The organism is Corynebacterium sp. ACRPH, assembly GCF_022347285.1.
Taxonomy (GTDB): domain Bacteria; phylum Actinomycetota; class Actinomycetes; order Mycobacteriales; family Mycobacteriaceae; genus Corynebacterium.
The window spans coordinates 1-24,420 of record NZ_JAKRND010000003.1; the positions used below are offsets into that span (position 1 = coordinate 1).

General features: G+C 63.6%; 22 protein-coding genes and 1 pseudogene. 18 read left to right on the forward strand and 5 right to left on the reverse strand.

All coding sequences use genetic code 11. From position 1 onward, the window contains the following. Positions 1-199: 199 nt before the first annotated feature. The 7 genes from MHX66_RS01985 (at position 200) to rplQ (ending at position 5,295) form a co-directional block, all read left to right on the forward strand. Entirely contained in the window at positions 200-1,393 is a 1,194-nt protein-coding gene (locus tag MHX66_RS01985; RefSeq protein ID WP_239199105.1) for a dicarboxylate/amino acid:cation symporter, read from the forward strand. Between the two features lie 250 nt (positions 1,394-1,643). Continuing rightward, positions 1,644-1,862: a translation initiation factor IF-1 gene (infA, locus tag MHX66_RS01990; protein WP_003854422.1), complete on the forward strand. Its 219-nt coding sequence runs from the start codon at positions 1,644-1,646 to the stop codon at positions 1,860-1,862. Positions 1,863-2,109: 247 nt separating this feature from the next. Continuing rightward, positions 2,110-2,478 carry a 30S ribosomal protein S13 gene (gene rpsM, locus MHX66_RS01995; protein ID WP_005291872.1) on the forward strand — a complete coding sequence of 123 codons (369 nt, stop codon included), beginning with the start codon at positions 2,110-2,112 and terminating at the stop codon, positions 2,476-2,478. Between the two features lie 3 nt (positions 2,479-2,481). Continuing rightward, positions 2,482-2,886: a 30S ribosomal protein S11 gene (gene rpsK / locus MHX66_RS02000; RefSeq protein WP_005291870.1), complete on the forward strand. Its 405-nt coding sequence runs from the start codon at positions 2,482-2,484 to the stop codon at positions 2,884-2,886. Between the two features lie 26 nt (positions 2,887-2,912). After that, positions 2,913-3,518, forward strand: coding sequence for a 30S ribosomal protein S4 (gene rpsD, locus MHX66_RS02005; protein WP_005291869.1), 606 nt, complete (start codon positions 2,913-2,915; stop codon positions 3,516-3,518). Between the two features lie 144 nt (positions 3,519-3,662). Next, positions 3,663-4,676, forward strand: coding sequence for a DNA-directed RNA polymerase subunit alpha (locus MHX66_RS02010; protein ID WP_239199108.1), 1,014 nt, complete (start codon positions 3,663-3,665; stop codon positions 4,674-4,676). Positions 4,677-4,731: 55 nt separating this feature from the next. Next, complete coding sequence (rplQ, locus tag MHX66_RS02015; protein ID WP_239199111.1) at positions 4,732-5,295, forward strand: 50S ribosomal protein L17; 564 nt, start codon at positions 4,732-4,734, stop codon at positions 5,293-5,295. Between the two features lie 166 nt (positions 5,296-5,461). On the opposite strand, the gene MHX66_RS02020 is transcribed toward rplQ, so the two are convergent. Beyond that, the gene (locus tag MHX66_RS02020; protein WP_239199114.1) at positions 5,462-6,076 is read right to left on the reverse strand and encodes a cation transporter; all 615 of its coding nucleotides are present in this window, start codon (positions 6,074-6,076) and stop codon (positions 5,462-5,464) included. 102 nt (positions 6,077-6,178) lie between these two features. On the opposite strand from MHX66_RS02020, the gene truA reads away from it, so the two are divergent. Both truA and eccB read left to right on the forward strand, forming a co-directional pair. Next, positions 6,179-7,156: a tRNA pseudouridine(38-40) synthase TruA gene (gene truA, locus MHX66_RS02025; protein WP_239199117.1), complete on the forward strand. Its 978-nt coding sequence runs from the start codon at positions 6,179-6,181 to the stop codon at positions 7,154-7,156. A 1,308-nt stretch (positions 7,157-8,464) separates the two neighbouring features. Next, complete coding sequence (gene eccB / locus MHX66_RS02030; protein ID WP_239199120.1) at positions 8,465-9,760, forward strand: type VII secretion protein EccB; 1,296 nt, start codon at positions 8,465-8,467, stop codon at positions 9,758-9,760. 209 nt (positions 9,761-9,969) lie between these two features. Here the strand turns inward: eccB and MHX66_RS02035 are convergent. Together MHX66_RS02035 and MHX66_RS02040 are read right to left on the reverse strand one after the other, a co-directional pair. Beyond that, positions 9,970-10,644 (reverse strand): annotated as a pseudogene (locus MHX66_RS02035) (S8 family serine peptidase); the annotation flags it as partial. Positions 10,645-10,819: 175 nt separating this feature from the next. Next, on the reverse strand, positions 10,820-11,971 hold the full coding sequence (locus tag MHX66_RS02040; protein WP_239199123.1) for an EsaB/YukD family protein: 1,152 nt from the start codon (positions 11,969-11,971) through the stop codon (positions 10,820-10,822). Between the two features lie 234 nt (positions 11,972-12,205). On the opposite strand from MHX66_RS02040, the gene MHX66_RS02045 reads away from it, so the two are divergent. The 8 genes from MHX66_RS02045 (at position 12,206) to glmM (ending at position 21,596) form a co-directional block, all read left to right on the forward strand. Further along, on the forward strand, positions 12,206-15,382 hold the full coding sequence (locus MHX66_RS02045; protein ID WP_239199126.1) for an FtsK/SpoIIIE domain-containing protein: 3,177 nt from the start codon (positions 12,206-12,208) through the stop codon (positions 15,380-15,382). A 54-nt stretch (positions 15,383-15,436) separates the two neighbouring features. Beyond that, positions 15,437-16,720 (forward strand): type VII secretion-associated protein, encoded by a 1,284-nt coding sequence (locus tag MHX66_RS02050; RefSeq protein WP_239199129.1) that lies wholly within the window; start codon positions 15,437-15,439, stop codon positions 16,718-16,720. A gap of 150 nt (positions 16,721-16,870) precedes the next feature. Then, positions 16,871-17,158: a WXG100 family type VII secretion target gene (locus tag MHX66_RS02055; RefSeq protein ID WP_035003052.1), complete on the forward strand. Its 288-nt coding sequence runs from the start codon at positions 16,871-16,873 to the stop codon at positions 17,156-17,158. A 60-nt stretch (positions 17,159-17,218) separates the two neighbouring features. Continuing rightward, the gene (locus tag MHX66_RS02060; RefSeq protein ID WP_071057436.1) at positions 17,219-17,500 is read left to right on the forward strand and encodes a WXG100 family type VII secretion target; all 282 of its coding nucleotides are present in this window, start codon (positions 17,219-17,221) and stop codon (positions 17,498-17,500) included. Between the two features lie 385 nt (positions 17,501-17,885). Further along, on the forward strand, positions 17,886-18,791 hold the full coding sequence (locus tag MHX66_RS02065) for a PRC and DUF2382 domain-containing protein (RefSeq protein WP_239199132.1): 906 nt from the start codon (positions 17,886-17,888) through the stop codon (positions 18,789-18,791). A 297-nt stretch (positions 18,792-19,088) separates the two neighbouring features. Beyond that, on the forward strand, positions 19,089-19,532 hold the full coding sequence (rplM, locus tag MHX66_RS02070) for a 50S ribosomal protein L13 (RefSeq protein ID WP_034984948.1): 444 nt from the start codon (positions 19,089-19,091) through the stop codon (positions 19,530-19,532). Further along, positions 19,532-20,092 (forward strand): 30S ribosomal protein S9, encoded by a 561-nt coding sequence (rpsI, locus tag MHX66_RS02075; protein WP_005291842.1) that lies wholly within the window; start codon positions 19,532-19,534, stop codon positions 20,090-20,092. Before rplM ends, rpsI begins: the two co-directional genes overlap by 1 nt. 160 nt (positions 20,093-20,252) lie before the next feature. After that, the gene (gene glmM, locus MHX66_RS02080) at positions 20,253-21,596 is read left to right on the forward strand and encodes a phosphoglucosamine mutase (protein WP_239199135.1); all 1,344 of its coding nucleotides are present in this window, start codon (positions 20,253-20,255) and stop codon (positions 21,594-21,596) included. 183 nt (positions 21,597-21,779) lie between these two features. On the opposite strand, the gene MHX66_RS02085 is transcribed toward glmM, so the two are convergent. Both MHX66_RS02085 and MHX66_RS02090 read right to left on the reverse strand, forming a co-directional pair. Next, positions 21,780-22,433, reverse strand: coding sequence for an NAD(P)-dependent oxidoreductase (locus MHX66_RS02085; RefSeq protein WP_005291837.1), 654 nt, complete (start codon positions 22,431-22,433; stop codon positions 21,780-21,782). Further along, entirely contained in the window at positions 22,430-23,329 is a 900-nt protein-coding gene (locus tag MHX66_RS02090; protein WP_239199138.1) for an EamA family transporter, read from the reverse strand. Before MHX66_RS02090 ends, MHX66_RS02085 begins: the two co-directional genes overlap by 4 nt. Positions 23,330-23,408: 79 nt before the next feature. Here MHX66_RS02090 and MHX66_RS02095 point away from each other — a divergent pair, with 79 nt between their 5' ends. Beyond that, complete coding sequence (locus MHX66_RS02095) at positions 23,409-24,302, forward strand: LysR family transcriptional regulator (RefSeq protein ID WP_231913371.1); 894 nt, start codon at positions 23,409-23,411, stop codon at positions 24,300-24,302. The last annotated feature ends 118 nt before the right edge of the window (positions 24,303-24,420 follow it).

Consider the following 24,420-nt stretch of genomic DNA (forward strand, 5'->3'; position numbering starts at 1 on the left):
TGCCGCGTGCCCCGGGTGGCGGGGTGTCGGGGGCGAAGATGGGTTGGGGTGTAGCTGGGGTGGGGCGCGGATGTGTGGGGGGCAGCAGGGGTGGGGTTGGTGGGCTACCGGCGATTATTGGGGAATCAAGTATTGCGAGTAGGCTAAACATAATCGTTTCTAGAGGACCTACAAGCATTTACAAAGGGAAAGCGCCAGCATGAATGCATCCCGATTTTTTAATTCGCTGATATTCAAGATCATCGTCGCGATCGTCCTGGGTATCGTCTGCAGCCTTTTCTTCCCCGAGTGGGCAGGCCGCGTGTTCGCGACCTTGAATGGGCTGTTCGCCAATTTCCTGGGATTCTTCGTCCCGGTTCTGATTTTCGCCCTGATCGCCCCGGCTATTGCCAGCCTGGGCCGCGGGGCAGGCAAGTGGCTGGGCGTGACCGCCGGCATCGCCTACGTCTCCACCATCATCTCTGGTCTGATTGCCTATGGTGTGGCCGAGGGGTTCTACCCGTCGCTGCTGGGCAACGAGTCCATGATCGAGGCGAAGGATATTGACGAAGGCGCACTGGCGCCGTTCTTCTCCGTGGAGATGGATCCGCCGCTGGGCGTGATGTCAGCGCTGTTGCTGGCCTTCACCGTGGGTATTGCAATGGCCTCGATGCGCACCGAGGTTCTGTTCAAGGGCGCTGAGGAACTGCGCGAGGTGACCATGAAGGTCATCCAGAGCTTCATTATCCCGCTGCTGCCGTTCTACATCTTCGGCGTGTTCCTGACGATGGGTATGAACGGCAACTTGAAGCTGACGCTGTCGCAGTTCGCTAAGGTGCTGATCCTTGCCGTGGTTATGACGTGGGTGATCCTGGCGCTGCAGTACCTGCTGGCCGGACTGTTCGCGCAGAGTAACCCGTTCACTGCGCTGAAGAACATGCTGCCCGCATACTTCACCGCGCTGGGTACCTCCTCTTCTGCGGCAACCATTCCGGTGACCTTGGAGTGCACCCGTAGGAACGGGGTATCCCAGTCCGTGGCCGACTTCGTGGTGCCGCTGTGCGCGACGGTGCACCTGTCTGGTTCCATGCAGAAGATCGCCCTGTTCGCGTTCTCCATCGTCTACATGACCGGCGTGGACATGACCGCAGGCATGGCCCTGGGCTTCATCTTCCTGCTGGGTGTGATGATGATCGCCGCCCCGGGCGTGCCGGGTGGTGCGATTATGGCGGCCGTGGGTCTGCTGCAGTCCCAGCTGGGCTTCGACGATGGCCAGGTGGCGCTGATGATCGCCGCCTACATCGCCATCGACTCCTTCGGTACCGCATGTAACGTCACCGGCGACGGTGCGATTGCGATGACCGTGAACCGCCTGGCGAAGGGCGAGCTGCGCCGTGAGGAGCAGCCCGCCTAGAGGCGTAGTCCGGGCCGCCGTCAAGGTTAGGCCACTAAGAAAGAAAAGCGCTCGTGTTAGCTCCCGAAGGGGGCTGGCGCGAGCGTTTTGGCATCCGTGCAGGTCGCGTGTATTGTAAGCAGTTGGTGCATGAGGCTTTCGCATCGGTAAGTGCCCTAGGCGACTGCCATGTGGGAGATCTTGAGACTGCACCGTATGTAGCAAAACATCACCCATACCAGCTATCTGAGCTGGGGAAACGTTGGAGGATATGGCAAAAGAAGGCGCCATCGAGGTTGAGGGTCGCATCGTCGAGCCCCTGCCAAACGCGATGTTCCGTGTCGAGCTGGACAACGGCCACAAGGTGTTGGCCCACATTTCCGGCAAGATGCGCCAGCACTACATCCGTATTCTCCCCGAGGATCGGGTTGTCGTGGAGCTGTCTCCCTACGACCTGACCCGTGGGCGTATCGTTTACCGCTACAAGTAAAACGTTAAGCCTCCATACATCCAATCTAGGTAGCAGCGTCGCCGAGGCGGCAGCTACCTGGTCACTACCTCTGGCCGCGGCGGCCGGAGCCCTCCTTCCAACACCCCAATAGTTGGGGTGTTGGTTTCGCACGTTCAAGGCACCTAGTGCCCGAACAGTCTCTTCCGTGACTGTTGGCGAAATACTCGAAGGATCAAAAGGGACGAGTGTGGAGAAAACCGTCGCTAAACCGGAAGGAAAATGCCCTATGGCACGCCTTGCTGGTGTTGACCTGCCACGCGAGAAGCGCATGGAGGTCGCACTGACCTACATCTTCGGAATCGGCCCCGCCCGTTCCAAGGAGCTGCTGGAAAAGACCGGCATCTCCCCTGATCTTCGCTCCAAGGATCTGACCGACGAGCAGCTGTCCGCTCTGCGTGACGTTATCGAGAACACCTGGAAGGTGGAGGGTGACCTCCGCCGCGAGATCCAGGCCGATATTCGCCGCAAGATCGAGATTGGTTCCTACCAGGGCCTGCGCCACCGTCGTGGCCTGCCGGTCCGCGGTCAGCGCACCAAGACCAATGCTCGTACCCGTAAGGGCCCCAAGAAGACGATCGCAGGAAAGAAGAAGTAACCTATGCCTCCGAAGACTCGTTCCGGCGCGCGCCGTACTGGCCGTCGCGTCGTCAAGAAGAATGTGGCCAACGGCCACGCATACATTAAGTCCACCTTTAACAACACCATCGTGTCCATCACGGACCCGAAGGGCGCTGTGATTTCCTGGGCTTCCTCGGGCCACGTCGGCTTCAAGGGCTCCCGTAAGTCCACCCCCTTCGCCGCTCAGATGGCTGCCGAGTCCGCTGCTCGCAAGGCTATGGACCACGGCATGAAGAAGGTTGACGTATTCGTTAAGGGTCCGGGCTCCGGCCGCGAGACCGCTATCCGTTCCCTGTCCACCGCGGGCCTCGAGGTTGGCACCATTGCCGACGTCACCCCGCAGCCGCACAACGGCTGCCGCCCGCCGAAGCGTCGTCGCGTCTAAAGAGAAGAAAGGATTAGGGATAGAAAATGGCTCGTTATACCGGCCCCGTAACCCGTAAGTCCCGTCGCCTCCGCGTCGACCTCGTCGGCGGCGACAACTCCTTCGAGCGTCGCCCCTACCCTCCGGGGCAGGCTGGCCGTGCTCGCATCAAGGAGTCCGAGTACCTCCTGCAGCTGCAGGAGAAGCAGAAGGCGAAGTACACCTACGGCGTTCTGGAGAAGCAGTTCCGCCGCTACTACGCAGAGGCCAACCGTCGCCCGGGCAAGACCGGTGACAACCTGGTCATCCTGCTGGAGTCTCGCCTGGATAACGTTGTCTACCGCGCAGGTCTGGCACGCACCCGCCGCCAGGCTCGCCAGCTGGTTTCCCACGGTCACTTCACCGTGAACGGCAAGAAGGTCAACGTTCCTTCCTTCAAGGTCTCCCAGTACGACATCATCGACGTGCGTGAGAAGTCCCGCTCGATGCTGTGGTTCGAAGAGGCTCAGGAAGCCCTGGTCGATACGATCGTTCCTGCTTGGCTGCAGGTCGTACCGTCCACTCTGCGCATCCTCGTGCACCAGCTGCCCGAGCGCGCTCAGATCGACATTCCGCTGCAGGAACAGCTGATCGTCGAGCTCTACTCGAAGTAAACCTGACGAACCTATTCGTTAGAATTACTTCGGATAGAACACCAAACGCGGTTTTCTACCGTCCGCACCGTCTACCAAACCTGGTGGCGGTAGTCCCCCTAACGGCGTCATATAGCGGTCGCCGAAAAAGGAGAAGCTTAAACAATGCTCATTTCACAGCGCCCCGCGCTCACGGAAGAGTTCATCGACGATTCCCGCTCCCGGTTCGTCATTGAGCCGCTGGAGCCGGGCTTCGGCTACACACTGGGTAACTCCCTGCGCCGGACCCTGCTGTCGTCCATCCCGGGCGCGGCAGTGACCTCCCTGCGCATCGAGGGTGTGCTCCACGAGTTCACCACCATCCCGGGCGTGAAGGAAGATGTTTCCGACATCATCCTGAACATCAAGTCCCTGGTTCTGTCCAGCGACTCCGACGAGCCCGTCTCGATGTTCATCCGCAAGGAAGGCCCGGGCGAGGTTACCGGCGCCGACGTTGAGGTTCCGGCTGGCGTGGAGGTCCACAACCAGGACCTGCACATCGCCACCCTGAACGAGCAGGGCAAGCTGGAAATCGAGATGACTGTCGAGCGTGGCCGCGGCTACGTTCCGGCTGCTGCAGCTTCTTCTGAGATCGGACGCATCCCGGTCGACCAGATCTACTCCCCGGTTCTGAAGGTCAGCTACAAGGTCGAGGCAACCCGTGTGGAACAGCGCACGGACTTCGACAAGCTGATTCTGGACGTGGAGACGAAGAACTCCATCACCGCCCGTGATGCCATGGCATCCGCAGGTAAGACCCTGGTGGAGCTGTTCGGTCTGGCCCAGGAGCTGAACTACGAAGCAGAGGGGATCGAGATTGGCCCGTCGCCGCAGGAGAGCGAGCACATCGCTGCCTACAGCATGCCGATCGAGGACCTGAACTTCTCCGTCCGCTCCTACAACTGCCTGAAGCGTGAAGAGATTCACACCGTCGGCGAGCTGGCTGCACGCACGGAGTCCGACCTGCTGGACATCCGTAACTTCGGCCAGAAGTCCATCAACGAGGTCAAGGTCAAGCTGGCTGGCTTGGGCCTGGGCCTGAAGGACGCTCCGGAGGGCTTCGATATCACCGATATCGAAGGCTACGACGCAGAGACCGGTGAGTTCATCGACACCGAGGGCGAGGACATCGCGGAATAACCCGGTGGTTAACCGCACGCGCTCACTGATTTAAAGATCCACACGAGGAGAACTAATGCCTACCCCAAAGAAGGGCGCCCGCCTGGGCGGTTCTGCTTCCCACCAGAAGAAGATCCTGTCCAACCTCGCTGCTCAGCTGTTTGAGCACGGCGCCATCAAGACCACGGACGCAAAGGCTAAGCTGCTGCGCCCCTACGTCGAGAAGATCATCACCAAGGCCAAGCGCGGCACCCTGGCGGACCGCCGCAACGTGCTGAAGCTCATCCCGAACAAGGAAGTTGTTGCTTACCTGTTCAACGAGCTGGCTCCGAAGTTCGAAGGCCGTCCGGGTGGCTACACCCGCATCATCAAGCTGGAGAACCGCAAGGGCGACAACGCTCCGATCTCCCAGATCTCCCTGGTGACGGAGCCGCTGGCCTCCACCGAGGCGGAGCGCGCTAACCGCGTTGCTGCTTCCAGGGCCAAGAAGGCTGAGGCCGAGGCTGCTGAGGCTAAGGCTGAAGAGGCTGAGGAGGCCCCGGAGGTTGAGGCTGACACCGCAACCGACAAGACCGCTGAGGCTGAGGCTGCCGAGGCTGCCGACGAGGCTAAGGCTGAAGAGGCTGCTGAGGACAAGTAAGTCCGGCGCTCTCGCCTAGCTTTCGCTCTGGCTTAGCTTTCGCTTTCGCCTAGCTTTGAGGCGGGTCACGGTTACCCAATCGGGTAGCTCGTGGCCCGCCTTTTGTTGCTTATTGGTTGCTTACTTATTGACGCCACCCACCCCCGCCGTAGACCGTCCCAGTCGCCTAGTCCATCTCCAGCTCCGGCTCTTCCGCTCGAGCCTGCTCAAAGACCTCCTTTGCCGCCGAGAGGTTAATCAGACCGATGACCACGCCGACCACAATGTCCGGCCACGCGCTAGCCCAGAACATCATCACCACACCGGCGCCTAGGATCAGCACATTAGCCGCCGCATCATTCCGCGCGGCCAGCCAAGCACCCTGCACCAACGCACTATCTGCCCCGCGTAGTCGCAGCAAAAGCACTGCACAGACGAGGTTAATCACCAGAGCTCCGATGGCCGTCACGCTCAGAGTCACGGGCTCCGGGGGAGTGCCCGTCACAACCTTCCACGCGGCCGTGCCGAACGCTGCGAAAGCCGGAATCAGAATCAACCCCGCCAGGGCATAGCTGGCCTTCCGGCGGCTGGCGACCGACCACCCCAGGGCGGTGAGCACCAGAACGTTGATGAGGGTGTCTTCGAGGAAGTCTGCGGCGTCCGCAAAAAGGGCGGCGGAGCCGATGAGCAGAGCGATCGTCACCTCAACGACGAAGCCAAGGCCATTAAGGGCAGCGACCCACGCGACTAGGCGGCGGGCGCGCGAGTCGAGGGTGGAGGCGGAGAATTCGTTGTCTTGCACGCAGACTAGACTAAGGCGCGCACAGTGCCCATGGCGAATGCAGCAGTTCAGCAGCAGCTAGCCGAGTTAGTCGAACGTCCATCTGAAGGAGGCGCCCCGCCCATGCCCGAGAACCCGCAGGTTCCGCAGGCCGACCCGGCCGGTCAGGCTGACCAGCCCAACCAGGCCGCCAACCTGGTGCGCGTGCGCCTGGACGTGGCCTACGATGGCACGGACTTCCACGGCTGGGCTACTCAGTCCGGCGGGCTACGCACGGTTGCGGGAGTGCTGCAGGAGAAGCTCTCGCTGGTCACTCGCCATCCCGTTGAGCTGGTCGTTGCCGGGCGTACCGACGCGGGCGTGCATGCCAGCGGCCAGGTCTGCCACGCGGACATCCCAGTAGATGCCTTCGAGCAGCGCTCGCTGACTCGCCCGGAGGATCTGGTTCGGCGCCTGTCGCGCATGTTGCCTGCGGACGTGCGGTTGCACGGGGCGAGTGTTGTTCCGCAGGGTTTTGACGCCCGCTTCTCCGCGCTGCGCCGGCACTACATTTATCGTGTGACGACTCATCCGGCCGGGCCTGTGCCTGTGCGGGCGCGGGATACTGCAGCGTGGCGTCACCCGATTGATGTGGAGAAGACTCAGGCGGCCTCCGATGCGCTGATCGGTTTGAACGACTTCGCGGCGTTTTGCAAGGCCCGCGAGGGGGCCACGACCGTCCGCGAGCTGCAGGAGTTCCGCTGGGTGGACGTCTCCACGGAGGTGGAACCGCAAACCTATGAGGCTCACGTGACGGCGGATGCTTTCTGCTGGTCGATGGTGCGATCCCTGGTGGGGGCGGCTCTGATGGTCGGGTCGGGCAAGCGACCGGAGGATTTCACTCCGGGACTTTTGCAGGAGACGAAGCGCAGCTCTGCCGTGCCGGTGGCACCCGCGGCGGGGTTGAACCTGGTGCGGGTGGATTACCCAGCCGACGAGGAGCTGGCGGAACGCGCGCTGACGACCCGCGCCAAGCGCTCGCCGGTCGGTAGCGGGAGCGGGTCGGCGGGCGCAGGCGCAGTAGATGCGGAACTAGCCGCAGGGCCAGATACCGCGCCATGAGGAAAGCGGTGCTTGTGCGCATTCGGCCTCGCGCGGCGATGCTTTGGACGCTTTGAACGAGCGGGCGCGGGAGTGGCTGCGCCCACCGTCGGAGCCGTAGCCGGGGCGGCAACCGGCGCATTCTGTGGCACCGGCTGCGGAGCAGGTTTCGGCGCGGGTTGTGTCGCCGGCTTCGGCACGGGTGCCGTGACGGCGAAGAAGTTGAAGTACTCCCGGTGCTCACCGTGGGCCAGGATCGTACCCGTGCCAACCGGCGGAACCGCGATATACACATCGACCGTGGGGCGCCCCAGCAGTTGCAGGCGCTCGCGCCCCTGGGCGAGCACGTCCTCCGCAGCAGCGAAGCCAACACTCCCGCTGAGCGGACCGCGCGGGTTGCGCGGTCCGCGAGAAGCCACGGTAACCTCCACGAGCAGTACCTGAGTCTTCGTCCCCTCATCGCCGGCGAGTGAATCCGTCGCACCCAGGCCGTCCGCTACGCCCATCGCGCCCGCCGTACCAATGGGATTAGCCATTCCGTTGGCGCTAGCAGCGTTACCACTGAGCCTGTGCAGATCGAATAGCTCTTCCGGCCAATTCATAGACCCCTCCAGCGCCCGCAGCTGCCCGCTCGTTCCAAATACTGCAAAGGTCGCGCCGGGAATGGGGTGCACCAGCATGGATTCTCCCGCGTCGGTCAGCCCGATAAACCATCCCGGTGCAGGCGGAACGCTCAACTGATCCGCCAAGCCGGATACCTGCGCGCCCACCGGCGGAGCCTCTGCGGGCAGAGCCCACACCCCGCACCCGCTGGCGGCAAAAGGCATCCGCGCCGCCGCGTGCTCTGGCACGCCCACCAGCGTGGCCGAGGAATCCCCCAACCAGCCACGGCCGAAAGGTTTGGTGGGGACGGTTGCGGTGGAGAGGGTGGCGTCCATAAGAGAAAGACCCAAACCACCGGCCAGCCGGTCGCTAGAAATCCGTCGCGACGACGGCTCGCCCCACAACCTGTCGTGCACGCAGAGCAGACGGAACCAGCGCGTGCCCTGGTCCGTGGTGGCGCGGCTGCGGGCGAAGGCGAACCAGCCCGCTGCGATGCATCCGATCGCCAGCAATCCGCATAGAACCCATGCCCACCAGGCAGTATACCTAGCATCGGTAGAATCGGCAGCCAAAAATGCCACTGAACCCATTATTGCCATCCCCCAAAGTATGAAATTCCCCCGAAGGCGAGGTTCGCCTCGCGCAAGCAATTCAACCATGAAATACTTAAGCGCGCTAGCGGGGGCTAGAAACAACAAAAACAACAAAGGGGGGAGCGCAATAACCATGCGCACAACGGGGATACAAGTATCTGGGTTTAATTTTCTACTGCGCAGGCTCGAGCTCGCGCTGGTCATTGGGGACCCGCGAATGGCCCACGATCCGCTGCGCAGCCAGCGGCGGGCGCTGGTCGTCGGCGTGTTGCTGAGCCTGTTGATCGCCGGTGGTGCGGTGATGCTGGGGCTACTGCGCCCACAGCCAAGCCTGGACGGGGCCGATCTGGTGGCCGATGAAACCGGCACGCTGCACCTGCGCCTGGAGGATTCCTACCATCCGATCACGAACGTCGCCTCCGCGCGGCTGATCCTACAGCAGCCTGTCGAGGTGCAGAAAACCACCGCTGAACAGCTATCCCAGGTGCCGTTGGGGCAGCCGATCGGCATTCCGCAGGTGCCGGCGCTTTCTGCCGCGCCGGACCGCGAGTGGTTGTACTGCGACCGTGCGGACGGTGGCGTGGGCACGGTCGTGGCCGTCGAGCGCATCAAGGCGCATCGCCATGCTCTGCTGGCTGCGCCTTCGGGTTATTGGCTTATTGACGCCACCACTCGCTCCCGCATAACCCCAGACGCAGCCCGGGCTTTCGGCACGGAGGCGGTGCCCGCCAGCGATGGGTTGGTTCAGCAGTTCCGCCGTAGCCCCGACATCGCCATGCCGGCGGGGAAGACGAAGATGCCCGCGCCTTTCGACGTGGCGGGCAGGGTAATCACGGCTGGCGACCGGGCGTTTCTGGTGGATCGGTCGGGAGTGGGGGAGGTCAAGGGCTCGCGGCGCGACTTTGCCCTGGCCAGCAGCCCCGTGCCGCCGGTGGAGGCACCGCTGGCGGATGTGATGCGCCAGCCGAGTGTGGACGTGTTGGCGGGAATCCCGGAGTTCGACGGTGAGCAGCCCGTGACGTGGGCGCAGCCGCAGATGGTGTGCGCGGGGCCGCAAGGGCTGGCGGAGCCGGAGGATGGCGCCGCAGCTGGCAGCGGCGTAGGGAAGGATGGCGCAGGCGCGGACTCAGCCGGAATCAGCACCGTGCTGGCCGGCGACGAACCAACCGCCTTCTACGGCCCGCGGGGCACGTCGGCGCTGAAGACGGAGCGCGGATACGTGCTGGTCAGCGATAACGGAGTGCGCTACTCCGTGGGGAGCCAGGCCGAGCTGCGCGCCCTGGGGTTCAGCTCGGAGCACGAAGTTCAGTTCGCCCGCGTGGCCTCGCTGCCCGACGGCGGCCTGCTGTCCGCGGAGAAAGCCCGACAGACGACCGTAGCGATGATGCCCAGCGCCAGCACGAGGGAGAGCACGACCGGCACGGAGTAGTCGGCAGCCTCCGGCTGGTGAGGCTGGGTGCTGACGGTCTGCAGCTCGTAGCGTGCGTCGGTCGAGTCATCGCTGCCAATGCTGCCATTGTTGCCGTCGCTGCCAACGCGGTTCCGCGCATCCCGCAGGTCCAGCGCCCTATCCACTGCTGCGGCGGGATTCACAACCAGCATCTGCTTCCCCAATCCCGGGCCGCTCGCGCCGGGAGAGGCTGTGGAGGTCAGCAGCTCGCGGACCTCCTGCACACTGAGGTGCGGGACGATCTGCCAGACTAGCGCCGCTGTCCCGGACACCACCGGCGCGGCGAAACTGGTGCCCTCGAAAGGATCGGGGTTGCCGACGATGGTGTGCACCTTCCCGCGCACGTCCACCTGCCCTTCCACCGGCCCGCCGGGGGCAAATAGGTCCACCCAGTGCGTCGGCGCGCTGTACTGCGCGGGCACGCGACCCTGGTCGGCGGAGTTCTCCTTCCCGGCAGCTGGCCCTGCGACTGACCCTGCACCAGCCGCCGGCTCTTGCGCTCGCGGCGCGACCGCGCCCACTGCCAGCACCGGATCCAAACTAGAGGGAAACGTCGGCGCCCCCTCCGGGCACTGACCCGTGTTGCCAGTGGAAGCCACCACCAGCACCCCGGCCTTCTCCGCCTGTCCTATGGCCTCCCGCAGTTCTGCCGTATCCTCGCAGGCCACCATCGAAATATTGATGACCTTCACCCGCGCCTTCAGCGCTCGGTCGATCGCTCGAACCAGATCCTCCACCGTGCCCTCAGCCCGGGAGGCAACCGCGTTATGTCTAAACGAATGCACCTTTGCTTCCGGCGCTATCGCCCGCAGCACGCTGGTCACCACGGATCCGTGCAGCACGCAAAAATCACGGTCTCCCATCACGCCCGGCCCGGCGGAACCCGTATCAATCACAGCCACGTCCACGTCCCGGCCCCGGGACAGGGCGTGCAGCGCTGGGTACGAGGGGCGTCAATATCCGGCAAAGGCACAGTACCCGGCGCCGCAACGGTGCCTTCCTGGCAGTTCCCGTGGGGCGAGGAATCTTGGATGATCATCAGCCGATGCCTCGAATCGCCTCGAAAATCCCCGTGGTCTGCAGTGCCAGGGGGATGGCCAGACAGAACGCAACGGCCTCCACCATGTCGATCACCCGGCCCAGCATCGGCGACTGCATGCGCACCGCCGGCAGGCCAACCAGCACCAGGCACGCCGCACCCCAGGGTTCGTGCAACGCCAGCCACAGAATCGTCGCCGCGGACAACACCGCCAGCGCCACCGAATGCACCGGCCGGGTACTGCGCGCACTCACGCCCAGCACGGCCACCAGCACCAGCAGCGCCGCGCGCCACAGGCTCAGCGGCTCACCCCACGGCGCCAGCTGGTACACGCATGCACCCAGCACCGCCACGATTGCCACAACCAGGGCGGAGTGCACCTCCACCACCTGGCCCGCGCGGGTGGTCGTCGGCTGAGTAAACACACCAGTCGCGGGCACCTTTGGCAGTTTGATACCCGCCAGGCCGATCGCAATCTGCCCTGAATAAGCCAACGCGAACATCGCCAGCAGCAGCGTAACCCCCGGCCAGAAATTCACCGCCGCGAACACCACCCACGTGGCCGTCACGATCCGCGCCGGGCCGCTGCGCCACACCATGAGAGCCGCCACAAAGCATGCGCACAGCACATTCACGTGTAGGCCCAGCCCGAAGCCGAGGATCGCGGCCAGGTAGGTGAAGTTGCGGTGGTGCAGCGAAGCCGCCGCAGTAGCCAGTGCCGCCACCGCGGTTGCCACGATCGTTGCGGTATCTGCCGAATGATTGAGGTTAAGGACGCCCCCAGCTCCAACCAGCTGATTGTCCAAAGGGTGCCACGCAGGGGCGGCTTGCAGGCTGAACAGCGCAACGATGGCCGCGGCGATCCAGGCAGCAGGGCTGGCGGGGATAGGGCCGGAGAGCTCCTCGACCGCCTCGGCTGGCGGGGCGGGAACGGTGGCGATCTGCAAGGTCAGCGACTCGCCGGGGCGCACCCCAGCCTCCGCCAGGGTGTACTGGGGCTGGACCTGACCAACCGCCCGGTGGAGAGTCCAGTGTTCCCCCGGTTCCGCATCTACGAGGTGTGGAATGAGTTCCGCGACGGGCACATGGTCGGCGATGGCAGCGTTGATGGTGGTGCCCTTCGCGGGCACGGAAATGCTGAGAGCTAGCACAGTAGAAAATCCCCCTGGTGGTGCACGTTTTAGGCCGTGCCCGATTGAGTGTGCAGCGAGGATCCCCCCTTTGGACCCCGCCGGTGTTTCTTACACGGCACAGATAGTAACCCAGGCGAGGCGAGCGCGCTTGCCCTGCGGGCTGTCCGGGGAAGGTTTAGAATCAAAAACCACATCCAGGGGGTTGGATGGGGATTAAGTGGGGACTAGCAGGTAACCGGGGGATTTTTCACCATGCAAACACAGGCGCCGCCGACGCTGCCGAAAGACAAACAACCGTTCATCAGGCTGCTCTTGCCTGCCGTCATGCTGGTCGCTGTGGTGGGCATGGTCGCTGCCATGGTGCTTTCCGGGTCAGGGCGCAACCCGATTAGCTTCATCTTTCCGCTGATGATGCTGGGCAGCATGGCGATGATGTTCCAGCCGGGGGCGAATGTGGACGAGACGCGGCGTTCGTTCCACCGGCACATCGACGCGCTGAAGGACAGTGTGCAGCGCAGCCACGACGAGCAGCTGCAGGGCATGCTGGCAGCCCACCCGCACCCGCAAGCGCTGTGGACGCATGTGCACACCGGCACCGACGTAACCGCCGAGCCGGGCGTGGTGCGCATCGGCACCGCGGTGCAGACCCCGGACGATCCACTGGAAGTGCCGGTGAACGCCCCGCCGGAGGACCTGGAGCCGGTCAGTGCTATGAGCTTGCGGGAGGTCGCGTTGCGTTACGCCACCATCGAAGCGCCGGTATCCGTGGAGTTGGCGAGCTTTCACTGCATCGTGCTGCTCGGCGACGGGGCTGCTGGCCTGGCACGCGCCATGCAGGCGCAACTGGCGATGCAGGACCCGGACATCATCGGGATCACCGGGCCTTTCGAGGAGTGGTTGCCGCACGACGGGCCGCGCAAGGTGCACTTCTGCACGGGACAAAGCCCCGTGGTTGCCGGCGCGGTGGTTACCGACCCGAGCGAGGAGTGGGTGGAAAACGCCAAGGGGCACGGCTTGTTGCTGCAGGTGGACGATGCCGAGGGCGGGTGCCTGCTGAGCGCCTGGACCGTCGATGGCTGGGTGCCCTTCGGAGTGGCCGACCAGCTCAGCGAGGTGGAACTGGCGCAGATTTGCCGCGCCAGGTCCACCGTGAAATCCAGCACTTCACTGCTGGAACTGCCGGGCGGGGACTTGCGCGCACCCATCGGCTTTTCTGGTGCGCCGGTGTACCTGGACATCAAGGAATCCGCCCTGGGAGGCATCGGCCCGCATGGTCTGTGTGTGGGTGCGACAGGTAGCGGGAAGTCGGAACTGCTGAAAAGCGTGGTGATCAGCTTCACCCACCAGCACAGCCCGGAGGAGCTGAACTTCGTGCTCGTGGACTTCAAGGGCGGCGCCAGCTTCCTGGGGATGGATCGGTTGCCCCACACGTCCGCGCTGATCACCAACCTGGCTGAGGAGGCGGGGCTGGTCGACCGAATGCAGGATAGTTTGCTGGGGGAGATGCATCGGCGTCAAGAAAAGCTCCGCGCCGCAGGCCTGACCACGGCGGCGGAATACAACCGCGCCTACCCGGGACAGATGCCGGCGCTGTTTATCGTGGTGGACGAGTTCTCCGAGTTGCTGCACGCCCGGCCCGAGTTCGCCGAAGTGTTCGCCGCGATCGGGCGGCTGGGGCGCAGCCTGCGAATGCACTTGCTGCTGGCCACCCAGCGCCTGGAGGAGGGGCGCCTGCGCGGCTTGGAATCCCACCTGAGTTATCGCATCGCCCTGCGCACATTCTCTGCCTCCGAATCCCGCGCGCTGATCGGCACCACCGAGGCCTACGAGCTGCCCGCCACCCCAGGTGCCGCGATCCTTTCCGCCGGGGACAAAGTACGCTTCCACTCGGCCTATGTCTCCGGCCCGGAATTGCCTCGCGACCAGCGGCTGGTGCGGGTGTTGGGCTCCACCGTGGAGGCGGAGACCACCACCATGCAGATGGTGATCGACCGGCTAGAGGGGCCGAACCAGAATCCGGTATGGCTGCCGCCGCTGCCGGAAGATCTGCCCGCCAGCGAGGTTATGGAGCCCCGCGCGCCGGGCGTGGCCCGCATTGGCCTGGAGGATCTTCCCTTCGAGGGGCTGCAGGTGCCGATGGATGTGGACCTGCGCCGCAAGCATTGGGCGATCGTCGGCCAGCCGCGCACGGGCAAGACCACGGCGGTGCGCAGCCTGGTGTTGGGGTGGATATTGAGCTCGCCGGGCTGGCCCGTGTACATCTTCGACCCGGGCGGTGGACTGAGGGATCTCGCGCGTTTGCCACAGGTGGCGGCGGTGGTGGGGCCCGATGGTCTGGCGCGCCTGTTCGACGAGATGGAGCAGACGGAAGGCCAACGCCTGCTGATCATTGATGGGCTGGACCAGGTAGGGACGGCCAGCGGTGGGGCGGGCGAGGAGGAACAGCGCCTGATCCGCCTGGCCACCACCGGCCTGGAGCGCGGCCTGCATGTGGTGGTCACCGCGTTGCGGTGGAACTTCCGACCCTCGTTGCGGGACGTGCTGACCGGCCAGATCGAACTACGGATGACCCCGCTAGACGCGCATTTCCGCGAAGCGCAGAAATCCCTTCCAGACGTGCCCGGCCGGGGTGTGTCGCCCCGCGGCAAGCACGTGCAGTTCGCCAACTCCACCGCGCAGGACATCGAGCACGTGCGGATGGAAAGCACCCGTCGCGGCGAGCCGGAGGTGGCCATGCGGGTGCTGCCGGAGCGCATCGGTTGGGAGGAGCTGGGCGACCCGCAGGCATTCGCTATCGGCGGCCCGCGCCTGGATCCGGTCCGTTGGGATCGGAGGACTTTCCCGCACCTGGTGGCCATTGGCCAGGCGGGAAGTGGTGTGACAACCGCCCTGCGCGCCGTGATGCAGTCCGTCGCAGACACTCGCAGCCACACCGGCGAGCCGCCGGAGTTCCTGGTTACGGACACGCGCCGCGGGTTGCTGGGTGTTGCGGGTTATCGCGTGCCGGAGGACTTCCGCGCGGACCTGGCCGAGTGGGTTACCACGCTGCGGGACCGCATTCCGGGCAGCGACGTGACTCCGCAGCAGCTGCGGGAACGCTCCTGGTGGTCCGGGCCGGAGCTATTCGTGGTGGTCGATGATGCGGACGCCGATCCCGGCCTCGACCAGCTGCTTCCCCTGTTGCCTTACGCCGCCGACATCGGCCTACACCTGGTGCTCGGCCGCCGTTCAGGGCAGTTCGCCCGCGCGGCCTATCAGCCGCTGACGCAGGCCATGCGCGACCAGAGCGCGTGGTTGCTGTTTTCTGCGCCGCGCGAGGACGGGCCGATTGCGGGGGTTCGTTTAGTACGACGCCCACAGGGGCGCGCCGCCTATGTGCACAAAGAAACCTGGACGGTGCACGTGGCCGAGGTGGCGGAACAGAACTGAGAACTCTTGTGAGTAATTAGGAACGATTGAGAATAAATGAGTGGGGCGGGAAAAATGAGGGTAGATCAGAAGATTGGGGAAGCCCGGGGACTGCTGGCCGAGGCACTGGCGCTGCAGGAATCGGGCGTGCTGGTCAGCGGCATGACGGTGACGGATCTGGCCACGGGGTTCGTGGTGACCGGCGATGTAGAGATGCAACGACCGGGATACTTGCAGTACGAGGGGGCCGATAGCGCAGCGGACGCAATGGACGACGTGGAGTTCCAGCGTTCGGGGCTGAGTCTCGGTAGGCTCTCCGAGCTCTTTGAGATGGTCAGCGAGGTGCTGGAACAACGACAGGAGTACCCGGAGGCAGCGGCGGTGAACCCGCCGGAGCCCCGCGAGCTGTTTCCCTGGGGCATCGGACTGCGGGAGGTAGACGTTCTGGTCACCGGTTCCTTTGCAGTGCAGGTTGTGCACTATCTGCGGATCATGGGCGTGCGTGCGCGACTGGTGGATAACGACATGGTGCTGCGGGTCGCCAGTGAGCTCGCGCTGGCACAGCAAGAGCTGGAACACCTGAACTTTGCCGAACCGGTTCGCCATCGAGACGTGGACACTGCGGTAGCAGAACCCGTAGGGGAAGCGGAAGAGTGGCAGGAGGTGGAGGAGAGGGCGTCAATAAAAAAGGAAGAAAGAAAAGACATCCGCAGGCTACCCGCGGCGCTGGCCGCCTTGGCGCTGTTTATAGTCGGCGGGCTGGTGGCGACGTTCACGGTGTTCGACTCGCAGGCGGCAGAGAACACGGCTGGCGCGGAAGGCACGGAAAGCGCTGCGAGTGCCACGGGGAGCCTGAGCGTGGAGCCAGAGGAACCTATCGCGGACGAACCGGGCCCAGAAGGGACCGGCGAGGAGGCGACAGAACCCTTCCCCGAGCCACACAGGAGGGGCGTGACCACGGCCGACCAGAGCTCACGGCGCGCGGACATACCGATCAGCGTGAACGTGGACGGGTGGCGCTTAGGTAGTGCGACTCGTGCGCGGGAGGAATACGTCGGCGACGACGAAGGGATGCGTGTGCTGGTGGCGGCCAAGGAGACGCCGCTGAAAACACAGGAGGAAATGGATGCGGCGATGCTCGGCGCGCTCAACGACGTGAGCAGCAGCGACGATGGGGTGACAGTGGTGTCGACCCAGCCGGTGAGTTACGAGGAGAACTATCCGAGTTCGACGACCTTGTGGCATGTGCGGCTGGTGGACGGGCACCAGATTTCGGTGGGCTGCCAGTACAGGCAGTGGAATGAGCAGCGGGAAAAGGTGTGCCAGGAGTTTGTGGCGACGGCACGACCGGAAAAATAGGGGAAAGCAGGAAATGTGGGGAATACCGTGAACCTTTTCGCAGCGCGGCGAGTATAACCCTTACGATGGCGCCTTCAACAGGGTTTTCAAGGGGATACCCGGCGGCATGATCGACAAATTGCGGAACTTTCAACAGGGGGATTTTAAGACATGAGCTTTAAAACAGATGTCAGCACGATGAACCAGGCGGCGAACAACGTCGACCGTGTGAAGGACGAGGTGCAGGGCGAGCTCAGCCGCCTGCGTGGCGTGGTGGATGACGTTTCCGGCAGCTGGAAGGGGCAGGCACAGACCTCCTTCCACTCGCTTATGGAGCGCTGGGACGAGAACGCGCGGAAGCTTAACGAGGCACTGCAGAGCATCGCGGACAACATCCGCGCCAACGCCGGTGACTTCGATACCACCGACGTGGACAATGCGGCAGCTTTCAACGCTTAACCCGGGCCCGCTGGGCGCACAAGAGATTCATCACAGAATTTATTACAGAAGGGGACAGGAATGATTCAGTACAACTTTGCGCAGATCGCCAATGCTGCGGATGACATCAACCGTGGCAACGGCACCATCAACGGTCTGCTGGGAGACCTCAAGCGCGATCTGCAGCCGATGGTTAGCGAGTGGGAGGGTGCGGCCTCCGACAGCTACCAAGCTGCTCAGAAAAAGTGGGATGACTCCGCACAGGAGATCAACGAGGTGCTGGGGCAGATCTCCCGCACCGTCCGCCAGGCAAATGATCGCATGAGCGAAATCAACACCAACGCAGCTAATAGCTGGGCATAAAACCGGCTAAACCATTTTCTCCCGTCATGCTCTCGGGCTCCCCTTGGACTGGAAAGGGAAGCCTGAGATTTTTCATTAATCGACACTCCGCGTTGTGAAAAAAAACACACGGAACGCACTGTTAAAAAACTTGACCTAATCGTGATGTATGTAATGAACTGCGGTTATGTTCGGATAAAGCCCGGTTCGCGCTTATTGGAAAGCATTTTGGTTGAAGTGTTAATAAAACCATGCGTAGCGTTTTTTGTGTACGGGAAAGACAGAAACAATCAGCGACAGCACCGCTGTTGTTACACCACTACGTAATTCCCCACTGTTGGTACTCACCAAGCAAGACAAAACCCCCGTATTGCGTACCAACAAGGTGAAAGGATTTATTAACAAAATGAGCAACGACATCAAGGATCTTTTCAAGGCAACCGCATACGACAACGCTGGCGACAAGCTGGGCAGCGTCAAGGAAATCTTCGTTGACGACAAGTCCGGCCAGCCCACCTTCGTTGAGGTTAACCACGGCCTGTTCGGTATGAACTCCAGCCTGGTTCCGATGCGCGGCCACAAGTTCGACGGCGAGAACCTGAACCTGGCTTTCGCCAAGGACCGCGTCAAGGACGCGCCGGACTTCGATGCCGACCAGGCTCTGACCCCGGAGCAGCAGAACGAGATCTACCGCCACTACGGCCTTGACAATGTTGAGGACACCACCCGTTACGGTGAGGGTGCTGGCAACCAGGATGCTGGCGAGGAGCGCTCCACCCTGGATCGCCACGAGGCTGCCGGCGGTAACACCCCTGCTGGCGCTGGCGTGGGTGCCGCAGGTGCAGGTGTTGCTGGTGCAGGCGTTGCAGGTGCGAACGCCGACCAGGCGGGTGCCACCGAGCGCGAAGCCGCCAACCGCGAGGCCGCCGTGAGCAATGAGGGCGAGATCATCCGCTCCGAGGAGCGTTTGAATGTTCAGAAGGACAAGGTGCAGACCGGCGAGGCTCGCCTGCGCAAGTACGTAGTCACCGACACCGAGACCGTAGAGGTTCCGGTTACCCGCGAAGAGGTTCGCGTTGAGCGCACCCCGATCTCCGAGGAAGAGGCAGCTAACCTCAAGGGCAACATCGACGAGGCCGGCCAGGAAGCCTCCGTCACCCTGAATGAAGAGCGTGTCTCTGTGAACAAGGAGACCGTCCCGGTGGAGAAGGTATCTCTGAACAAGGAGCAGATCACCGAGACCGAGCGTCACACCGAAGAGCTCCGTAAGGAGCAGATCGACTCCAACGTTGACGGCGACGTCCGTAAGTAACAACAAGGACTAAGCGACAGAGCCCCGGCTCGCCCTCCCCAACGGCAGGGGAGAGCTAAAGCCGGGGTTCTTTGCTGTGCAACGTTGGCAGCGACCAGCTTGCGCGCCCAGGAAGGCGTTTTGGTTTGCGCGCTAACCTGCACTAAACTCCCAAGGGTTGTGTGCACAGTGTCCGGCCTGCCCGGGTGCATGCATTTCTGCGGGTCCCAACCGGCCGCCGCGGAAGCACTCACGTACTTCACGTTTAAGTGTTCATCTGGCTGGCAGTTCCAAGATCAAGACTTTAAGGAGTCCCCTGTGACTACTTTCCACCCGAAGAGCGGTGACATCACCCGTAAGTGGTACGTCATCGACGCCACCGACGTGGTGCTGGGTCGTCTTGCTGTTACCGCAGCTGACCTGCTGCGCGGCAAGAAGAAGCCCTACTTCGCACCGAACGTTGACTGCGGCGACAACGTCATCATCATCAATGCGGACAAGGTCCACATTTCCTCCAACAAGCGCGAGCGTGAGATGCGCTACCGTCACTCCGGCTACCCGGGTGGTCTGAAGACCATGTCCCTGGGTCGTTCCTTGGAGCTGCACCCGGAGCGCGTTATTGAGGAGGCAGTCAAGGGCATGATGCCGCACAACAAGCTGTCCCGCGCGTCCATCAAGAAGCTTCGCGTCTTCGCTGGCCCGGAGCACACTTTCGAGGCCCAGAAGCCTGAGACCTACGAGATCAAGCAGGTGGCACAGTAATGACTGAGTACAACGAGAACGTAACCGACGAGCAGAACGCTGCTGTCGAGGAGAACTTCGAGGGCGAGTACACCGCTACCGACGCAGTGAACGAAGAGTTCGTTGCCACCATCGGTGACTCTATCGCTTCCGAGGACGAGGCTGAGCAGGTTGAGGCTGAGCCGGTCGTCTTCGAGGGCACCATCCAGACCGTTGGCCGCCGCAAGGAGGCCGTCGTCCGCGTCCGCATGGTTCCGGGCTCCGGCGAGTTCCTGTGCAACGGCCGTTCCCTGGAGGACTACTTCCCGAACAAGCTGCACCAGCAGCTGATCAAGGCTCCGCTGGTTCTGCTGGACCGCGAGAACCAGTTCGACATCCAGGCCAACCTGAACGGTGGCGGCCCCTCCGGCCAGGCTGGTGCTTTCCGCCTGGCTATCGCCCGCGCACTGAACAAGTACAACCCGGCAGAGCGCACCGACCTGAAGCGCGCTGGCTTCCTGACCCGCGACGCTCGCGCCGTGGAGCGCAAGAAGGCCGGTCTGCACAAGGCACGTCGCGCGCCGCAGTACTCCAAGCGTTAAATCGCTCCATCTTTTTGGTGGCGACGCCCCCACGCCCCAACCGATCAACTTTTCGGTTGGGACGTGGGGGTTTCCCTTTTGCGCAGCTTTCGAATCAATTGCCTGTGCGCGGGAGTGGCACCCGCCCGACCTGCGGGGTGGCCGGGTAAGATTTCGCCTTATGGGTAAATTGTTCGGAACTGATGGTGTGCGCGGCCTGGCGAACAGGAAGCTGACCGCGCCGCTGGCGATGAAGTTGGGTGCCGCCGCCGCGCGCGTGCTGGTATCCAAGGAGGAAGTGGGTGGCCGCCGCCCGACCGCTGTGGTGGGCCGCGATCCGCGCGTATCGGGGGAGATGCTGACGGCCGCTCTTTCAGCGGGCATGGCCTCGCAGGGTGTGGACGTGCTGGACGTCGGTGTGATCCCCACGCCGGCCGTGGCCTTCCTCACCGACGACTTCGGCGCCGACATGGGCGTGATGATCTCCGCCTCCCACAACCCCATGCCGGACAATGGCATTAAGTTCTTCGCCGCGGGCGGCCGCAAGCTGCAGGATGACGTGGAGGACGAGATCGAAGCCACCATGCTGGAGCTGCCCGAGACGGGCCCAACCGGCGCAGCGATCGGTCGCATCCTGGATGAGTCCTCCGATGCCCTGGAGCGCTACTTGGCCCATGTCGGCACGGCGATTAACCACCCGCTGGATGGCATCCGCGTAGTGGTGGACTGCGCCAACGGCGCGGCCTCTACTGCCGCCCCGGAGGCCTACCGCCAGGCCGGCGCGGATGTTGTGGCGATCCACAGCCGCCCGAATAGCTTCAACATCAACGATGGGGTGGGCTCCACCCACATCGAGGTTCTGCAGAAGGCTGTGCTGGAGCACCAGGCGGATCTGGGACTGGCTCACGATGGCGATGCGGACCGTTGCCTGGCCGTGGATTCTGAGGGCAATGTCGTAGATGGCGATCAGATCATGGCGATCCTGGCTGTGGCGATGAAGGAAAACGGGGAGCTGAAGCAGAACACCCTGGTGGCCACCGTTATGTCCAACCTCGGCATGAAGTTGGCCATGCGAGCCAACGGCATCAAGGTGCTGGAAACGCAGGTGGGTGACCGTTACGTGCTGGCCGAACTGCTGGCCTCTGATCTTTCCCTGGGCGGCGAGCAGTCCGGCCACGTCATAATCTCCGAGCACGCCACCACCGGCGACGGCACCCTGACGGGACTGACGCTGATGGCGCGCATGGCGCAGACCGGCAAGCCGCTGTCCGAACTGGCCAGCGTTATGACGGTTCTGCCGCAGACGTTGATTAACGTGCCAGTGGCGGATAAGTCCGTGATCGCCGACGACGAGCGCGTGGTCGAGGCCATCGCCAAGGCGGAGGAGGATCTGGGTGACGCTGGTCGCGTGCTACTGCGACCTTCTGGTACCGAGGAGCTGTTCCGCGTGATGGTGGAGGCCGCCGATCCGGGCACGGCCCGTCGCATCGCGGGGAAGCTCGCGGCTGTGGTGGCGGAGGTCTAGGCTCTAGTTGTACTGACCGGAGACGTTGGTCAATCGTGAGAAGGGCGGCTGGTTCCCGCAAGCCGTGTGAGGCCAGTGCTGCGTTGGCGTGGAGCAAGAGCGTCCCCTTGGAATAGACGGAGGGGGCCGATAACTCGACCCCCTCACGGTTGTTAGCGAGGATTCCTCTGTGAACCGCTAACTTTAGGCCAGACCCTTTGCTTGCTCGATGGCGGTGAAGTGACGTTGGGTGCTGGGCTGTTCCAGCTCATCGAGTACGGCCAGGGCCAGGTCCGCAGGGGTGATCCGCGACGTACCGTCGTGGTTGATCAGAAGCGTGTCACCGCCTCGGCGATAAGCGCCGGTTCCCTGTCCGGGCTCGAAGACTGCCGACGGACTCAGGTAGGTCCAGTTCTGGTTCGGATGTTCTGTACATGCGTTGAACTGGTCGAGGCTGGCCGATGCGACGTCACGCCACTGGGGCGGCACGAAGGTGGGGTCGTCCAGGACGCGCAACTCCCGATCGTGAGGTGAGCGTAAGGGTGCTGCTCCTCCTACGACCAGAACCCGAACCCCCGCGACAGCGGCGTGGTCGAGGACATGGCTGGTCAGCGGAGCCACACTGCTCTCATCGCCGGGGGCCATGCGCACGGCGAGCACGACGGCGTCTGCGTCGTTCAGGACGGGCTGCAGGGGTGCCTCGAGATCTGTCAGATCGAGACGAGCGACGGTAGTATGCGGGTCGTTGGTCTCCGGTGGGTTACGCGATACGGAAGTGACGTGGTGGCCGCGGCGTGTGGCCTCCTGCGCGATCGCGGTACCGGCCATGCCGGTGGCTCCGAGAATCGTGATGTTCATGAATTGTCCTTTCGATAATTGGTGGGGGCGGGGAGCTGGCCACAGACCATGGCAGCCAGGGCGATCGCGAAGCCGAGGTACTGCTCGGCTCCGAGGTGTTCATGCGCGATCAGGGCGCCGAGCAGGGCGGCGACCAACGGCGAGAGGAGTCCCAGGAGGGCTGTGGACGTGACCGGAAGCCGTCGGATGCCGGTAAACCAGAGGCTGTAGGAGACCAGCGCCCCGACCAGGCCGAGCCAGGCGTACCCAAGCCAGCCATGGACAGGAATTACCGGCGGTGGTCCCTCCACCAGCAGCGCCGGGATCGCCAGCAGCAGGCCGGCGGACGTCAGCTGCCAACCGGCCAGTGCGACGGGCGAGGCACCTTCCGGGAGCTTCCACTTCTTGGTGAGGACCACGCCGGTGGCCATGGCCACTGCGCCGCCGAGTCCTTCAACCACGCCCACCGGGTCCAGGGCAGCGCTTGGACCGAGAACCACGAGGGCCACGCCCACGACACCCACGACACCCCATCCCAGACGCCATCCGGAGAGTTGCTCTTGGAGGACAGCCACGGCCAGCAGGGCAACGATGATGGGCTGTACCGCATTCAGCGTGGCCGCTACCCCGCCCGGAAGACGCTGCGCCGACAAGAACAGCAGGGGGAAGAACGCGGCCATGTTCAGACCGCCCAACACGAAGCTCTTCCACCTCCACGAACCGCGCGGCAGCTGCCTCGACAGGCACAAGGCGATGATCCCTGCCGGCAGCGTCCTCATGAACGCAGCAAACAATGGATGCCCGGCTGGGAGGAGGTGGGTGGTCACGATGTATGTCGTCCCCCACGTAGCGGGGGCCAGCGCCGTCAAACAGGTCCACAGCAACGAACCGCGGCGCCCATGAGAAGAAGTGTTCATGCATCCATCATCAGTTGCTCACCAGTAGTGAGTCCAACACATTGTTCTCACCCAAACAATGAGCTGTTATCATGGTTGGGTGGAACTCCAACAGCTCAGGTACGTCGTGGCGATCGCCGAGAAACGCAACTTCACGCGAGCAGCAGAATGCTGCTTCGTCGTGCAGTCAGCCCTGAGCCACCAGATCAAGGCCCTCGAAAAGGAACTCGGCACGGCACTGTTCGTGCGCTCATCCCGCCGGGTCGAGCTGACCCCCGCCGGCGAAGCCTTCCTCACGGAAGCACGGATCAGCCTCGCAGCCGCTGACCGCGCCGTGGCGGTCGCCGCCGAGGCCGTGGGCCAGGTCCGCGGAAGCTTGTCGGTAGGTGTGATCCCGACGGTCACAGCCGTCAGCGTGCCCGACATCGTCGCAGCCTTCCACGCCAGTCATCCCCACGTGGATCTCACCGTGCGGGGCGGGGGAAGCAATGAGTTCATGCGCGATCTCAGCAGCGGGAGACTCGACGTAGCATTCCTCGGCGTGGGCGCCGACGTCACCCCAGCGTCCGGACTCACCGCGCACGAGATCGCCCGAGGGCGTCTCGTCGCTGTCATGGCGTCACAGCATCGGCTAGCACACAGGGGCACCTTAGCCCTGGCCGACCTGGCCGACGAGACGTTCGTTGACTTCCCGGCCGGGTCACCGGGCAGGCTCCAAGGCGATCGGGCATTCGCTGCCGCAGGCCTTCAACGCCGCGTGGGCTTCGAGGCGATGTCGACCGAGTTCATGCTCGCCCTCGTCGAACGCGGGTTGGGCGTCTGCCTGCTGCCCGTCGACTGTGTGCCAGCCAACCCAGCGCTGCGAGCCATTCCCGTGGTCGATGGCCCTTGCCGGACCGAGTACATCGCGTGGGGATCTTTCAATCCGAGCCCCGCCGCTCGAGCGTTCATCGAACAGGTCAAGGAATCAATCGCCCTGCACATGGTCGACTGATGCCAGATCGCGTCGATCAACGTCTCCGGTCAGTACATCTAGTCCTCTCCCGGCCCTTCACGGTGCCGGGAAACTCCGGCGAACCTTTTTAACATCCGCGCAGTCTAACTGTGCGGAT

Coding starts and splice junctions, on each gene's coding strand:
- MHX66_RS01985 (WP_239199105.1), top strand. CDS start 200: ATGAATGCATCCCGATTTTTTAATTCGCTGATATTCAAGATCATCGTC.
- infA (WP_003854422.1), top strand. CDS start 1,644: ATGGCAAAAGAAGGCGCCATCGAGGTTGAGGGTCGCATCGTCGAGCCC.
- rpsM (WP_005291872.1), top strand. CDS start 2,110: ATGGCACGCCTTGCTGGTGTTGACCTGCCACGCGAGAAGCGCATGGAG.
- rpsK (WP_005291870.1), top strand. CDS start 2,482: ATGCCTCCGAAGACTCGTTCCGGCGCGCGCCGTACTGGCCGTCGCGTC.
- rpsD (WP_005291869.1), top strand. CDS start 2,913: ATGGCTCGTTATACCGGCCCCGTAACCCGTAAGTCCCGTCGCCTCCGC.
- MHX66_RS02010 (WP_239199108.1), top strand. CDS start 3,663: ATGCTCATTTCACAGCGCCCCGCGCTCACGGAAGAGTTCATCGACGAT.
- rplQ (WP_239199111.1), top strand. CDS start 4,732: ATGCCTACCCCAAAGAAGGGCGCCCGCCTGGGCGGTTCTGCTTCCCAC.
- truA (WP_239199117.1), top strand. CDS start 6,179: ATGCCCGAGAACCCGCAGGTTCCGCAGGCCGACCCGGCCGGTCAGGCT.
- eccB (WP_239199120.1), top strand. CDS start 8,465: ATGCGCACAACGGGGATACAAGTATCTGGGTTTAATTTTCTACTGCGC.
- MHX66_RS02045 (WP_239199126.1), top strand. CDS start 12,206: ATGCAAACACAGGCGCCGCCGACGCTGCCGAAAGACAAACAACCGTTC.
- MHX66_RS02050 (WP_239199129.1), top strand. CDS start 15,437: ATGAGGGTAGATCAGAAGATTGGGGAAGCCCGGGGACTGCTGGCCGAG.
- MHX66_RS02055 (WP_035003052.1), top strand. CDS start 16,871: ATGAGCTTTAAAACAGATGTCAGCACGATGAACCAGGCGGCGAACAAC.
- MHX66_RS02060 (WP_071057436.1), top strand. CDS start 17,219: ATGATTCAGTACAACTTTGCGCAGATCGCCAATGCTGCGGATGACATC.
- MHX66_RS02065 (WP_239199132.1), top strand. CDS start 17,886: ATGAGCAACGACATCAAGGATCTTTTCAAGGCAACCGCATACGACAAC.
- rpsI (WP_005291842.1), top strand. CDS start 19,532: ATGACTGAGTACAACGAGAACGTAACCGACGAGCAGAACGCTGCTGTC.
- glmM (WP_239199135.1), top strand. CDS start 20,253: ATGGGTAAATTGTTCGGAACTGATGGTGTGCGCGGCCTGGCGAACAGG.
- MHX66_RS02085 (WP_005291837.1), bottom strand. CDS start 22,433: ATGAACATCACGATTCTCGGAGCCACCGGCATGGCCGGTACCGCGATC.
- MHX66_RS02090 (WP_239199138.1), bottom strand. CDS start 23,329: ATGAACACTTCTTCTCATGGGCGCCGCGGTTCGTTGCTGTGGACCTGT.